General features: G+C 40.1%; 11 protein-coding genes and 1 other annotated feature. All 11 genes read left to right on the top strand.

The annotated features are described in order from the left end of the window. The first annotated feature begins 27 nt into the window (after window positions 1-27). The 11 genes from ADM50_RS08320 to ADM50_RS08270 all read left to right on the top strand — a co-directional run bounded on the left by ADM50_RS08320 (window position 28) and on the right by ADM50_RS08270 (window position 13,475). Entirely contained in the window at window positions 28-678 is a 651-nt protein-coding gene (locus ADM50_RS08320; protein WP_042902392.1) for a helix-hairpin-helix domain-containing protein, read from the top strand. Next, window positions 662-2,902: a DNA internalization-related competence protein ComEC/Rec2 gene (locus ADM50_RS08315; RefSeq protein WP_049485308.1), complete on the top strand. Its 2,241-nt coding sequence runs from the start codon at window positions 662-664 to the stop codon at window positions 2,900-2,902. Before ADM50_RS08320 ends, ADM50_RS08315 begins: the two co-directional genes overlap by 17 nt. 72 nt (window positions 2,903-2,974) lie before the next feature. Beyond that, window positions 2,975-3,106 (top strand) — a sequence feature (ribosomal protein L20 leader region). A gap of 15 nt (window positions 3,107-3,121) precedes the next feature. After that, window positions 3,122-3,652: a translation initiation factor IF-3 gene (infC, locus tag ADM50_RS08310; RefSeq protein WP_000848184.1), complete on the top strand. Its 531-nt coding sequence runs from the start codon at window positions 3,122-3,124 to the stop codon at window positions 3,650-3,652. Between the two features lie 32 nt (window positions 3,653-3,684). Then, window positions 3,685-3,885, top strand: coding sequence for a 50S ribosomal protein L35 (gene rpmI, locus ADM50_RS08305; protein ID WP_001125942.1), 201 nt, complete (start codon window positions 3,685-3,687; stop codon window positions 3,883-3,885). 51 nt (window positions 3,886-3,936) lie between these two features. Next, window positions 3,937-4,296: a 50S ribosomal protein L20 gene (gene rplT / locus ADM50_RS08300; RefSeq protein ID WP_049485306.1), complete on the top strand. Its 360-nt coding sequence runs from the start codon at window positions 3,937-3,939 to the stop codon at window positions 4,294-4,296. A 173-nt stretch (window positions 4,297-4,469) separates the two neighbouring features. After that, window positions 4,470-6,134 (top strand): molecular chaperone HscC, encoded by a 1,665-nt coding sequence (locus tag ADM50_RS08295; protein WP_049485304.1) that lies wholly within the window; start codon window positions 4,470-4,472, stop codon window positions 6,132-6,134. Between the two features lie 13 nt (window positions 6,135-6,147). Beyond that, entirely contained in the window at window positions 6,148-8,820 is a 2,673-nt protein-coding gene (locus tag ADM50_RS08290; protein ID WP_049485302.1) for a J domain-containing protein, read from the top strand. Window positions 8,821-8,917: 97 nt separating this feature from the next. Further along, window positions 8,918-9,298 carry a lactoylglutathione lyase gene (gloA, locus tag ADM50_RS08285; protein ID WP_049485301.1) on the top strand — a complete coding sequence of 127 codons (381 nt, stop codon included), beginning with the start codon at window positions 8,918-8,920 and terminating at the stop codon, window positions 9,296-9,298. A gap of 247 nt (window positions 9,299-9,545) precedes the next feature. Continuing rightward, entirely contained in the window at window positions 9,546-10,346 is an 801-nt protein-coding gene (locus ADM50_RS08280; RefSeq protein WP_049485299.1) for a dihydroorotate dehydrogenase electron transfer subunit, read from the top strand. After that, window positions 10,309-11,295 (top strand): dihydroorotate dehydrogenase, encoded by a 987-nt coding sequence (locus ADM50_RS08275; RefSeq protein WP_161801148.1) that lies wholly within the window; start codon window positions 10,309-10,311, stop codon window positions 11,293-11,295. The genes ADM50_RS08280 and ADM50_RS08275 overlap by 38 nt, the downstream gene beginning before the upstream one ends. 110 nt (window positions 11,296-11,405) lie before the next feature. Continuing rightward, window positions 11,406-13,475 (top strand): glucosaminidase domain-containing protein, encoded by a 2,070-nt coding sequence (locus tag ADM50_RS08270; RefSeq protein WP_049485296.1) that lies wholly within the window; start codon window positions 11,406-11,408, stop codon window positions 13,473-13,475. Window positions 13,476-13,633 lie beyond the last annotated feature (158 nt).

The raw sequence follows: 13,633 nt of genomic DNA, 5'->3' as shown, positions 1-13,633 counted from the left end.
TGCGAATAACTTAAGAGAGGAGAAAATATGGAAGCAATTATCGAGAAAATCAAAGAGTATAAAATCATTGTCATCTGTGCTGGTTTGGGTTTGGCCTTGGGCGGATTTTTCTTGCTAAAACCATCTACACAAAAACCCGTCACAGAAACAAATTTGCAGGCTGAAGTTGCAGCTGTTTCAAAGGATTCATCATCTGAAAAGGAAATCAAGAAGGAAGAAAAGGAAGAATCTGCTGAACAAGATCTAATCACGGTAGATGTCAAAGGTGCTGTTAAATCGCCAGGGATTTATGATTTGCCAGTAGGAAGTCGAGTTCATGATGCCGTTCAGAAGGCAGGTGGCTTGACAGATGAGGCAGATAGCAAGTCGCTCAATCTAGCACAGAAAGTCAGTGACGAGGCTCTTGTCTATGTTCCAACTAAGGGAGAAGAAGCGGCTAGTCAGCAGGCTGCCTCAGGAACGACTCCTTCGACAAGTAAAGATAAGAAGGTCAACCTCAATAAAGCTAGTCTGGAAGAACTCAAGCAGGTCAAAGGCTTGGGAAGAAAGCGAGCACAGGATATTATCGACCATCGTGAGGCAAATGGCAAATTCAAGTCGGTAGATGAATTAAAGAAAGTCTCTGGTATTGGCGCTAAGACCATAGAAAAGCTAAAAGATTATGTCACAGTGGATTAAGAATTTCCCAATTCCCCTAATCTATCTGAGTTTTCTGTTACTCTGGCCTTACTATGCCATTTTCTCAGTATCTTATCTTGCTTTACTAGGCTTTGTTTTTCTACTCATCTGTCTCTTTTTTCAATTTCCTTGGAAATCGGCCGGTAGAGTTCTAGCGATTTGTGGAGTTTTTGGAATTTGGTTTTTGTTTCAAAATTGGCAACAGACACAAGCAAGTCAAAACCTAGCGGATTCTGTTGAGAGGGTACGGATTTTACCAGATACCATCAAAGTCAATGGAGACAGTCTGTCCTTTCGGGGCAAGGCTGAGGGCCGCACCTTCCAAGTTTATTATAAGCTACAGTCCGAGGAAGAGAAAGAGCTCTTTCAGGCCTTAACAGACCTTCATGAGATAGAGATAGAAGGAAAACTTTCAGAGCCTGAAGTTCAGAGGAATTTTGGTGGCTTTAACTACCAAGCCTATCTGAAGACTCAAGGAATTTACCAAATTTTGACTATCAAGAGTATCCAGTCAATGAAACAGGTTAGAAGTTGGGATATAGGAGAAAATCTGTCTGGTTTACGTCGGAAGGCTGTAGTTTGGATCAAGATGCGCTTTCCAGATCCTATGCGCAATTATATGACAGGTCTTCTTTTAGGACATTTGGACACGGACTTTGAGGAGATGAATGAGCTCTATTCCAGTCTTGGAATTATCCATCTCTTTGCCTTGTCGGGTATGCAGGTAGGCTTTTTCATGGATGCCTTTAAGAAACTCCTCTTGCGATTGGGCTTAACTCAAGAAAAGTTGAAGTGGCTAACTTATCCCTTTTCTCTTATCTATGCAGGTCTGACAGGATTTTCAGCATCTGTTATTCGCAGTCTCTTGCAAAAGTTACTGGCCCAACATGGTGTTAAGGGTTTGGATAATTTTGCCTTGACGATCCTTGTCCTTTTTATCATTATGCCAAACTTTTTCCTAACTGCAGGAGGAGTCTTGTCCTGTGCCTACGCCTTTATCTTGACCATGACAAGCAAAGAAGGGGAGGGGCTCAAGGCTGTTGCCAGAGAAAGTTTGGTCATTTCTTTGGGAATATTGCCCATTCTATCCTTCTATTTTGCAGAATTTCAGCCTTGGTCTATCCTTTTGACCGTTGTCTTTTCCTTTCTGTTTGATGTGGTCTTCTTGCCACTTTTGTCCATCTTATTCATTCTGTCTTTTATTTACCCAGTCACTCAGTTTAACTTTGTCTTTGAGTGGTTGGAGAACATCATTCGCTTGGTATCGCAGCTGGCAAGTAGACCTCTAGTTTTTGGTCAACCCAATGCGTGGTTTTTGATTCTTCTCTTAGTTTCATTAGCTTTAGTCTATGATTTTAGGAAAAATATTAAAAGAATAGCAGGAGTCATTCTCTTTATTGTGGGGCTCTTTTTCCTGACCAAGCATCCACTTGAAAATGAAATTACCATGCTGGATGTGGGGCAAGGGGAGAGTATTTTCCTACGGGATGTAACTGGGAAAACCATTCTCATAGATGTTGGTGGTAAGGTAGAAGCTAGTAAGAAAATCGAGGCTTGGCAAGAAAAGGCGACAACCAGCAATGCCCAGAGAACCTTGATTCCCTATCTTAAAAGTCGAGGAGTAGACAAGATTGACCAGCTGATTTTGACAAATACAGATAAGGAGCATATTGGCGATTTGCTAGAAGTAACAAAGGCTTTCCATGTCGGGGAGATTTTAGTATCAAAACGAAGTTTGACACAGAAGGATTTTGTGGCAGAATTAGAAGCAAGCCAAACCGAGGTGCGCAGTGTGACAGAGGGGGATAATTTTTCGATTTTTGGGAGTCAGTTAGAAGTCCTATCTCTAAGGCAGATTGGAGATGGGGATCGTGATGATTCTCTGGTTCTTTATGGAAAACTCTTAGATAAGCACTTTCTCTTCACAGGAAATTTGGAGGAAAAAAGAGAGAAGGATTTGCTGAAGCAATATCCTGACCTAGAGGTGGATGTCTTGAAAGCAGGCCAACATGGTGCTAAAACCTCATCAAATCCAGTTTTCCTCGAAAAACTCAAACCAGAGATTACTCTCATTTCAGTTGGAAAAAACAATCGTGCGAAACTCCCCCATCAGGAAACCTTGACACGACTGGAAAGTATCAAGAGTAAGATTTACCGAACTGACCAGCAAGGGGCTATCCGCTTTAAAGGATGGAATAGTTGGAGAATTGAAACGGTTCGATAAAATAGACAAAGTTTTTAAAAAATTGACTTTTTATCTTGACAAGGAATAGAAAACTTGGTATCATATAAAAGTTGAGAAAAGCAGAAGTGAGAGCTTCTCGCCTTGTGACATCAAGTTGCCTGGCCCTACGGATGAAAAGTTTCTAAGAAACGCTATCATAACGTGCGGGCTTGTATTATTACGAGCCTGCTATTGTTTTTCTCTAATAATAAAAAAGAGGTGAAAACCATAGCAAAGCAAGACTTATTCATCAATGATGAAATTCGTGTACGTGAAGTTCGCTTGATCGGTCTTGAGGGAGAACAGCTAGGCATCAAGCCACTCAGCGAAGCGCAAGCATTGGCTGATAGTGCAAATGTTGACTTAGTATTGATTCAACCCCAAGCAAAACCACCTGTTGCTAAAATTATGGACTACGGTAAGTTCAAATTTGAGTATCAGAAAAAGCAAAAAGAACAACGTAAAAAACAAAGTGTTGTTACTGTGAAAGAAGTTCGTCTGAGTCCAACTATTGACAAGGGTGACTTTGACACAAAACTTCGCAATGCACGCAAGTTCCTTGAAAAAGGAAATAAAGTTAAGGTATCCATTCGCTTTAAAGGGCGTATGATCACCCATAAAGAGATTGGTGCAAAAGTTTTAGCCGAGTTTGCTGAAGCAACACAAGATATTGCAATCATCGAACAACGAGCTAAGATGGATGGACGCCAAATGTTCATGCAGTTGGCGCCAGCAACTGACAAAAAATAATTGTCAGAAAGTTAAATAAAGGAGAAAAAATCATGCCAAAACAAAAAACACACCGCGCATCAGCTAAACGTTTCAAACGTACAGGTTCTGGTGGACTTAAACGTTTCCGTGCTTACACTTCTCACCGTTTCCACGGAAAAACTAAGAAACAACGTCGTCATCTTCGTAAAGCATCTATGGTGCATTCAGGAGATTTCAAACGTATCAAAGCAATGCTTACTCGCTTGAAATAATAGCCTAACAGTAAGTAAACAATTCTAGGAAATATTTGGAGGAAATAAAACATGGCACGTGTTAAAGGTGGCGTTGTATCACGCAAACGTCGTAAACGTATTCTTAAATTAGCAAAAGGTTACTATGGAGCTAAACACATCTTGTTCCGTACTGCAAAAGAACAAGTAATGAACTCTTACTACTATGCATACCGTGACCGTCGTCAGAAAAAACGTGACTTCCGTAAATTGTGGATCACTCGTATCAATGCGGCAGCTCGTTTGAACGGACTTTCATACTCACAATTGATGCATGGTTTGAAATTGGCTGAAATCGAAGTTAACCGTAAAATGCTTGCTGACTTGGCTGTTAACGATGCAGTAGCTTTCACAGCTCTTGCAGATGCAGCTAAAGCAAAACTTGGTAAATAATGACAAACTGTTTCATTCTTACTCTCGTGGTTTTTACCGCAAGAGTAGGGTGAAACTTTTTTATTTTCCTTAAACGATTTTCTATTTTAGAGAGTAAATCACAGATTTTTTCAAAGAAAATAGGATATTTCTTGTATAATAGGAATATCTAAAAGATTTGGAGTTAGAAGAAGATGATAGTAGGTATTGATTTAGGAACGACTAATTCTTTAGTAGGGGTATACCAAGATGGCCAGGTCAAGTTGATTCCCAATGCTTTTGGTGAGTATTTGACTCCTTCTGTTGTGGCTTTAGATGACAATGATGAGATTATAGTTGGAAAAATTGCCAAGGAACGCTTGGTAACTCACCCAGATAAGACAGTTTCTCAGTTCAAGCGTTTTATGGGGACCAAACATGAGTTGACGTTAGGGAATCGAGCATATAAGGCTGAAGAATTGAGCTCTTTTATCATTCGAAAGTTGGTAGACGATGCAGAGACCTATCTTGGAGAAAAGGTTGAGGAAGTGATTGTCAGTGTACCAGCCTATTTCAATGATGCTCAACGCTATGCGACCAAACTAGCAGGGAAATTTGCAGGCGTTCAGATTGATCGGATTATCAATGAACCTTCTGCAGCGGCTCTTGCTAAAAGATCTATGGTAAACCAGGAAGATCAATCTTTTATTGTAGTCGATTTTGGCGGTGGTACTCTTGATATTTCAGTTGTAGAGCTTTTTGATAATATCGTCGAAATCGTGTCGATCGCAGGGGACAATCGTTTGGGAGGAGAAGACTTCACTGCGGCTATTGCTGAGGAATTTTTAGTTTCTAATCAATTAACCAAGGATACGATTTCCCGAGAATTTTATAGCAAGATTCTGGTACAGGCTGAAAAGACAAAGCTAGAACTCAATGATAAAGAAGAAGTGAAGATGACGGTTCTGGACCAAGAACAGGAATACACTTTAGACCTGAGCTACCAGCGTTTTTATGAGCTTTGTCAACCGTTGTTAGCCCGTGTTAAGGCTGTTTTGGATCGTGCCTTGATGGATGCACGCTATAGCTATGTGTCATCAGATAACTTTGTTCTTGTTGGGGGGACTTCGAAACTCCGCTTGGTTCAGGACTTTTTATCCTACTGTATCAATCAAATGGTTCAGGTATCGGATGATCCTGATCGGATGATTGCGAGAGGTTGTGCCCTTTTGGCAGGAATAAAAGAACGCCAGGGTGAGATACGAGATTTATTACTATCTGATATTTGTCCTTTTACACTGGGGATTGAGATAGTTGGAGACCGTTTTTCGCCGATTATTGAGCGAAATTCTACCCTACCTGCTTCACGCATTGAACAGTACTATACGGCTGAATTGGGACAGAGTCAAGTCAAGATAAAGGTCTATCAAGGTGAGATGATGAAGGCATCACAAAATCTGTTCCTAGGAGAATTAGAAGTTCCCGTCCCTGTGAATACTCGAGTAAATGAAAGTTTCACAGTTCGGTTTACCTATGATTTAAATGGAATTTTGGATGTCGAAGTGAAAATTGATTCAACACAGGAAGTCTTTAGTCATGTTATTCTCCAAGATAGTATTACTCTGACAGAAAGGGAAATCAAGGCTAAGCAAGCAGAGTTGACTCGCTATAAGATCAATGCTCAAGAAACAGAGGTTTATCGTTTCTTGATTGAAAAAGCGAATCGTGTGTACAGTATGCTCTTGGGGAGAAGAAGAGATGAGCTAATGGCTGAAACTAGACGATTTGAAGAAGAGGTCAGTCAAGCATCTGTTTATCATTTGCCAAAACTTTATCAATCATTTTCAAACTATTTAGACTTCCTAGAGCGAGGACTATAAAAGAGGAGACCTTATGAATATATGGGAAACTTTAGGGATAGAGCCAACGACTGACGTCAAGCTTATTAGAAGGCGTTATGCTGAACTGGTTCGGCTCTATCACCCAGAAGACCAACCAGAAATTTACCAAGAAATTGTTGAAGCTTACCAGTCTGCTTTGAGAGAAGCACGGTCTAAAAAGACCAGACAAGAAAGTGGTAGAAGTGAAGCTAGCTCCACTCGGCAGATTAATGAGCAAGAAAACAGAACGACAAACTCATCTACCAATTCACTTGATTTTGAATTATTTAAGTCTGAGGAGAAAACTGAGCAAGTAGATACTGCACAACCTTCTCTTGACTTTGGTGATGTTCATGAGACTGCTGCTTCAAATGAAAGCTACAATGAACCAGTCGCTCCTCGACTAAATTTTGAAACGGTCAATGAAGATACAAGTTCTCAAGAGGTAGCTGCATCTAGAAATGTCTTAGATTTCAGTGATTACCTAGAGTCAGAGTATTTGATTCGAAATGCGATTGAAAGTATTGTAGGGAATCCTGACTATACCATAGAAGAACAAGAAAATCTTTGGAAACAGCTCTTTAATAACTATCAAGACAGTTTGTATTTTGTTAAAAATGTCCTAGAGGAAATGGATGTTTATGTTTTTAATCAAGCTGACCAGTTCTCCATCTTTATTCTCTTTTTAAAATACTTCGTAAGAGATTTTAAGGATTGGGGTTACTACTATAAACTTGAGTTCTGGAGAGAAAAAATAAAGGAAACCGAAAAGGATGAAGTTTCCCTTGAAAATGCTAGGAAGGAAACAGAGCAGTTTTATGCTTCTTATCTGATGTGTCAAGAGATTCTTGGTGATTTTCAATCAGCCAATCAAATCAGATCCTGGAAAGAGTTTTTTAGACGTCCTTATTGGACTAAAATGACACTCATTCAGTTGAATAATGAAGTCTACAATATTAAGAGTGTTCCAGTATTGGCCTATATTCTCGATATGATTGGCCAAGGTAATACTAAAGAGGAACAAAAAGCCTATGACGAGCTTGTAGTTTACTTGGAGGAATTGAAGGCAGAAACAACTGAACCAGTTGATATTCATCGTTACAATTTGTTAAATCCTTCAGATGTTGAGGAGGCATTATATCTCTTAGTCTACAGTCCAAATCAAGACGAGGATATACTCGTACAAGCCTGGCACTATCTCCTTGAATCCACCCAGGATAAATCACTCTTGCTTCAATTATTAGAGGAAATCGATGTTTATCCATTTACAAATGAAAAGGTCCTAGATCTTGTTTTTGAATTTGTGAAGAATTATATCAAGGATGAAGAAAGTGCCTATCTGAAAAAATTGACTTTCTGGAAAGATGCGCATTCCTATCCATGGGATATCAAGAAATATGAGTTCAATAAAAAAGAGAAATTTGATTTCTGGTATTATGAGGGATATCTCTTTGTCGATCAATTGTTAAAAGATGATAAACTTGTCAATGATTGGACGATTTGGAAACAAGTTTTTAAGGAGAAACCTCGTATTTATCCTATCTTTTTTGAACAAATTTATAAGGAAAATCACCGCTTTACAGACGGAGAGCTATTGAAGTTTATATTGGGGCAATTCCCTACTTCTAGTATGGCTCCACATTTGATGACAGAGGAGACAGACCAGAAACTCGATGAGATGACCAACTTTGCTTATCAACTCTGTCATCCGAATGCTAAAGTATCCTATTTCACCTGGATAAAAAGAGAGGTGGTAAAAAATAGGCTGTTAATAATGTTCTATGCGATTTTAACGATTGTCAGTTTGATGTTTAGCGTCTACGATATAGATAGTTCAAATAGATGGCTTTATATAGGAATGGTTACTCTCTATAATTGCTACATTCATAGGAGACTGGACCAACCAATCAAAGAGGGCCTCACTGCTCGACGATCAAAAATAAAATTTTATTACAATAGAAATCTGTGGGTTTTAGGGGTGATACTGCTTTCCTTTGTTCCAGTTGTTCCGCTTGGTCTCATTACTTGTTTATTTTTTATAACTATTTTTTCTATCATCGATGGATTCCAGGTACGTTACGGTATGAGAGTGGCTGTTTCTTTAAACAAATTAGTTCCACTGGGACTGTTTCTATCAGCTGGCTTTCTAGTTGCTTTGGCTACCGAAAATGAACTGAGTTTTAGTTTGGTTTTAAACTATCTTTATATTCTCATTCCTATTATTGCAGTGGTTTTCTATACAAAACTGAAGTCAGGTTTTCCATCTTCAGTTATAAAAGTTCTACTTCCGGCCTTGTTAGGTATCCTTGTGTTTTACCTAATTCCCTATGTTCATGTTCGGCTAGCTTTCTTTGATGCTGTTATACTCAGTATGGATACGTTTAAAATAACACTGATAGTATTCTTAAACGCAATTGCCTTATCTTATTTCACCAAGGAACAAAATTCAAGCGCTGCGGTAATGAAAATTCATATGTTGTATGGTGTCCAGATTTTTATTTTTATCCGGCGTCTATTGATTATCTTGATTGGTCCGGTAACGGATCTACTTGGTAAGCGAATGGAAGTGGATGTTCTCTTGATGAACAATGAGTTTGCATTTTATTTTCTAGAATGGTTCTTCGTCCTTATCCTACTTTGGGTTATGCGAAATATTCGAAAGGAAAATCGTAAAAGTGCTGCTTAGAATGAAAGCTTAGAGAAGAGGACTCTAGTTCAAGTTTCTAGTAAATTTTCCTGAATAAAGGTATAATAGAACTATTAAAATAAAAGAGGTAATGAAAATGGCTTCAAAAATGCTACACACTTGCTTGCGAGTAGAAAACCTTGAAAAATCAATTGCATTTTATCAAGATGCTTTTGGTTTTAAAGAATTACGTCGCAGAGATTTTCCAGGTCATGCTTTCACCATTGTCTATCTAGGACTTGAGGGGGATGACTATGAGTTGGAGTTGACTTATAACTATGATCACGGTCCTTATGTGGTAGGAGATGGCTTTGCCCATATTGCCCTCAGTACACCTGACCTTGAGGCGCTACATCAAGAACATAGCGCTAAAGGCTATGAGGTGACAGCCCCTAATGGACTTCCAGGAACTCAACCAAACTATTACTTTATCAAGGATCCTGATGGCTACAAGGTCGAAGTCATTCGTGAAAAATAATCCAGTAAAGTCAAGTAGAATGTTCGTTTTCTGCTTGACTTTTTTTCTTTGAAAGAGTATACTAATACAAATTTAACCTTTAAGGGGAGTCCAGAGAGACTCACAAGGTGTCAGATAAAAGGGATAAGGGGACTCTCTGTGGAGACTTTTTAAGTGTGCGCATGAGTTCTAGCCTAACCCAACTGAGGCCTTGCATTAGCAAGGTCTTTTCTTTATCTGATCCCCTTAAATTTAAGGAGGAAAAGTCATGAATCCCACATGTAAGAAACGTTTGGGTGCTATTCGTTTGGAAACCATGAAGGTGGTCGCACAAGAGGAAATTGCGCCAGCAATCTTTGAATTAGTCCTAGAAGGGGAGATGGTTGAAGCCATGCGAGCAGGACAATTTCTTCATCTGCGTGTGCCTGATGATGCCCATCTCTTGCGCCGTCCTATTTCAATTTCGTCTATTGACAAGGCAAACAAGCAGTGCCACCTCATTTATCGGATTGAGGGGGCTGGGACCGCTATTTTTTCAACCTTAAGGCAGGGAGATACTCTTGATGTGATGGGGCCTCAGGGAAATGGTTTTGACTTGTCTGATTTAGACAATCAGAGCCAAGTTCTCCTCGTTGGTGGTGGGATTGGTGTTCCACCCTTGCTTGAGGTGGCTAAGGAATTGCATGCGCGTAGGGTGAAACTAGTAACAGTCCTCGGTTTTGCCAACAAGGATGCTGTTATTCTCGAAACAGAATTGGCCCAATATGGTCAGGTTTTTGTAACGACAGATGATGGTTCTTATGGCATTAAGGGAAATGTGTCAGTCGTCATTAATGACTTAGACAGTCAATTTGATGCTGTTTACTCATGTGGAGCTCCAGGAATGATGAAGTACATCAATCAAAGGTTTTATGACCACCCAAGAGCCTATCTATCTCTAGAATCTCGTATGGCTTGTGGGATGGGGGCTTGCTACGCCTGCGTTCTAAAGGTCCCAGATAGTGAGACCGTCAGCCAACGCGTCTGTGAAGATGGTCCTGTTTTCCGCACAGGAACAGTTGTATTATAAGGAGAAAGTCATGACTACAAATCGCTTACAAGTTTCTCTACCAGGCTTGGACTTGAAAAACCCCATCATACCAGCATCAGGCTGTTTTGGTTTTGGTCAGGAATATTCCAAGTACTATGATTTGGACCTTTTAGGCTCCATTATGATCAAGGCGACGACACTTGAACCACGTTTTGGGAATCCAACTCCAAGAGTCGCAGAGACACCTGCTGGCATGCTCAATGCAATCGGCCTTCAAAATCCTGGTTTAGAAGCTGTTTTAGCTGAAAAACTGCCTTGGCTGGAGAGAGAGTATCCAAATCTTCCCATTATCGCCAATGTTGCAGGCTTTTCAAAACAAGAGTACGCTGCCGTTTCTCAGGGGATTTCCAAGGCAGCAAATGTAAAAGCTATCGAGCTCAATATCTCTTGTCCGAATGTGGATCATGGCAATCATGGACTTTTGATTGGGCAAGACCCTGATCTAGCTTATGAAGTGGTAAAAGCGGCTGTGGAAGCTTCCCATGTACCAGTTTATGTTAAGTTAACCCCTAGTGTAACGGATGTTGTCACCATCGCCAAAGCCGCAGAAGATGCAGGGGCAAGTGGCTTAACCATGATCAATACTCTAGTCGGTATGCGCTTTGACCTCAAAACCAGAAAGCCAATCCTAGCCAATGGAACAGGTGGAATGTCTGGACCAGCAGTCTTTCCAGTAGCCCTCAAACTCATCCGCCAAGTCGCCCAAACAACCGACCTTCCCATCATTGGAATGGGAGGAGTGGATTCGGCTGAAGCAGCGCTAGAAATGTATCTGGCTGGGGCATCTGCCATCGGAGTTGGAACAGCCAACTTTACCAATCCTTATGCCTGTCCTGATATCATCGAACATCTACCAAAAGTCATGGATAAGTATGGCATTAGCAGTTTGGAAGAACTACGCAAGGAAGTCAAAGCTAGTCTGAGATAAGCTAGTCTTTCCTTATCGTCAACAAGAAATAGAATCTTCATCAATTTGTAATATTTCCGTCGGTTAACTATGTTACAATAGGGTTTAGAAAACGTTATTGGAGCATTTAAATGAAACGATGGAAAGTGGCCCTAGTAAGTGCTGGCTTATTGGGGTGTTTTTTTACTGTAGTGGAGACAGCAAAAGCAGAAGAGGGAACTTGGCAAGGAAAGACCTACCTCAAAGCAGACGGGAAACCAGCAACTAACCAATGGATCTATGACCAAACGCAACAGGCCTGGTTTTATTTAACAGCTGATGGAAATCGTGCTGAGAACGGCTGGTTGACAGTTGGTGGTAAGGATTACTATTTTAACGAAGCTGGAAAATTAGCTACGAAAACGTGGGTTGGCCAGTACTATGTGACTGAAAGTGGTGCTAAAGCAAAGGAACAGTGGGTATTTAATCAGGAACAAGAATCCTGGTATTATCTAAAGTCTGATGGTCAGAAAGCTCAAAACGAATGGATTCAACAAGGTCAGGAAAAATATTACCTTAAAGAAGACGGGAAAATGGCCAAAGATGAGTGGATCACTCAAGGGGAGAACCAGTACTACATCAATTCACAAGGTAAAATGCTGAAAAATGCTTGGCTTGGTAAGAACTATATATCAGAAAAAGGTCATAAGGTTAAACAAGCCTGGATTTATGATTACAACTATAGCAGTTGGTTCTACCTTCAACAAGATGGTACCTATGCTGAAAATGGCTGGTTAACCATAGATGGTAAGGACTACCATTTCAAATCAGGTGGCTATCTTTCTACCGAGCGCTGGATAGATCGCTTCTATGTTGCGAAGAGTGGAGCTAAACTGAAATCGGAATGGCTCTTTGACAAGAATTATAACTCTTGGTTTTACTTGAAAGCTGACGGAACCTATGCTGAAAAAGGTTGGCAAACCATCAAAGGCAAGGATTACCATTTCAAATCAGGCGGCTACCTCTCTACGGAAACTTGGATTGACCGCAGTTATGTGACGAGCAGTGGAGCAAAAGCTGGCAAAGGGTGGCTCTTTGACAAGAATTATAACTCTTGGTTCTATATTAACTCTGATGGAAATTATGCCAATAAAGAATGGCTCTGGGATAATGGTTACTACTATCTCAAATCTGGTGGTTATATGGCTACGAGTGAGTGGGTATGGTACAAGAACAATTGGTTCTACCTCAAGTCAAATGGAAAGATGGCTGAGAAAGAATTAATCTACGATTCATCCGACCAATCATGGTACTACCTTAAATCAGGCGGTTATATGGCAAAAAATGAAACTGTGGATGGTCATACCTTGGATGCTTCTGGTAGATGGCATGTTGCGGATAAAACCAAATATTACAAAGTTAAACCAATCACTGCCTATGTCTATAGTGCATCTGGAGAAATCTTAAGTTACATTAACCAAGGAAGCATTGTTTCACTGGATAGTTCGACGCGAAAAGGTGGCCGACTTGCAGTTTCGATTTCTGGCTTGTCTGGCTATATGAATCAAAGTGATTTGACAGCAGTAGATGAAGGAAGCGAGTTTATCCCTCATTATACTAGTGATGGGAAATTCCTTTACCATGAACTCTCTCCATACACGAGTATCAAAGTAGCTCCACACATATCTGCTATGGTTATTGGTAAGAAGTACTACTCAACTGATGGAGAGCATTTTGATGGCTTTACAATTAAAAATCCTTTCCTCTATAAAAACTTAAGAGAACCAAGTAATTATAGTGCAGCTGAGTTGGATAAACTGTATTCGATGATGAACTTGCAGGATAGTCCTCTTGCAGGTAAAGGAGCGACTTTCAAAGAAGCTGAAGAACGCTACGGTGTCAATGCCCTTTACTTGATGGCACATAGTGCCCTTGAAAGTGCTTGGGGACGCAGTCAAATTGCCAGAGATAAGAACAACTTCTTTGGTATTGCTGCTTATGATACTAGCCCATATCTCTCAGCCAAGAGCTTTGATAATGTGGATAAAGGAATTCTTGGAGCGGCCAAGTGGATTCGTGAGAATTACATTGACTACGGTAGAGACCACCTTGGAAACAAGGCAACCGGGATGAATGTTCGCTATGCTTCTGATCCATACTGGGGTGAGAAGATAGCCAGCATCATGATGACTATCAACAGCAAACTTGGTTGGAAAGACTAATCAAAACAAATCAACGATAACTACTGAGAAGTGGTTATCGTTTTTGTTTTAAACATTAGAGGAGAAATAGTATAATAACATTCTCTTTATTCTTGAACAATTATCAAAATGATAGTAAAATGTAATAGGAGATATTAATCTATTTACTATATAGAAAG

It is taken from the genome of Streptococcus oralis (genome assembly GCF_001075675.1).
In the GTDB taxonomy this organism is placed as follows: domain Bacteria; phylum Bacillota; class Bacilli; order Lactobacillales; family Streptococcaceae; genus Streptococcus; species Streptococcus oralis_V.
This window is presented reverse-complemented; position numbering and strand designations above follow the sequence as displayed.

Excerpts from the sequence above, each read along its gene's own strand:
- ADM50_RS08275 (WP_161801148.1), top strand. The coding sequence starts at position 10,309 with ATGGTCCTGTTTTCCGCACAGGAACAGTTGTATTATAAGGAGAAAGTC.
- ADM50_RS08280 (WP_049485299.1), top strand. The coding sequence starts at position 9,546 with ATGAATCCCACATGTAAGAAACGTTTGGGTGCTATTCGTTTGGAAACC.
- rpmI (WP_001125942.1), top strand. The coding sequence starts at position 3,685 with ATGCCAAAACAAAAAACACACCGCGCATCAGCTAAACGTTTCAAACGT.
- ADM50_RS08295 (WP_049485304.1), top strand. The coding sequence starts at position 4,470 with ATGATAGTAGGTATTGATTTAGGAACGACTAATTCTTTAGTAGGGGTA.
- rplT (WP_049485306.1), top strand. The coding sequence starts at position 3,937 with ATGGCACGTGTTAAAGGTGGCGTTGTATCACGCAAACGTCGTAAACGT.
- gloA (WP_049485301.1), top strand. The coding sequence starts at position 8,918 with ATGGCTTCAAAAATGCTACACACTTGCTTGCGAGTAGAAAACCTTGAA.
- ADM50_RS08270 (WP_049485296.1), top strand. The coding sequence starts at position 11,406 with ATGAAACGATGGAAAGTGGCCCTAGTAAGTGCTGGCTTATTGGGGTGT.
- ADM50_RS08315 (WP_049485308.1), top strand. The coding sequence starts at position 662 with ATGTCACAGTGGATTAAGAATTTCCCAATTCCCCTAATCTATCTGAGT.
- ADM50_RS08290 (WP_049485302.1), top strand. The coding sequence starts at position 6,148 with ATGAATATATGGGAAACTTTAGGGATAGAGCCAACGACTGACGTCAAG.
- ADM50_RS08320 (WP_042902392.1), top strand. The coding sequence starts at position 28 with ATGGAAGCAATTATCGAGAAAATCAAAGAGTATAAAATCATTGTCATC.